Source organism: Campylobacter sp. LMG 17559, assembly GCF_024723605.1.
Lineage (GTDB): Bacteria > Campylobacterota > Campylobacteria > Campylobacterales > Campylobacteraceae > Campylobacter_D.
The window spans coordinates 1-271 of sequence record NZ_JANQCZ010000076.1 but is presented as its reverse complement, the minus strand read 5'-3'; the positions used below and the strand labels follow the sequence as shown (position 1 = coordinate 271).

Genomic DNA, 271 nt, shown 5'->3' with positions numbered 1-271 from the left:
TATATCAATATGTTTTTTAATATGTAAAAATTCTAAAATATTTAAAAAAGCATTAGGTATGTAAAATTGATCTAAACTAAGTTGTAAAAAATGATTCATATTATGCATAGAAAAAATATCATTATCTTTAATCAAATCATCTTTATTTAGATTAAATAACATAACTCCACCAAAACCCAATAAGCTTAAATTTTTTAAATTCTCTAAAGCTTTTCTTTTTTCTAAATCAATTTGAAGTATTTTTTGCATTGTTTTTCCTTTCTTTAATTAA

Annotated in this window: 1 pseudogene; it reads right to left on the bottom strand. The window is 18.8% G+C overall.

Features of this window, described 5'->3' with window-relative positions:
- Positions 1-249: pseudogene (locus tag CAMP5082_RS08380) on the bottom strand (hypothetical protein); the annotation flags it as partial.
- Between the last annotated feature and the right edge of the window lie 22 nt (positions 250-271).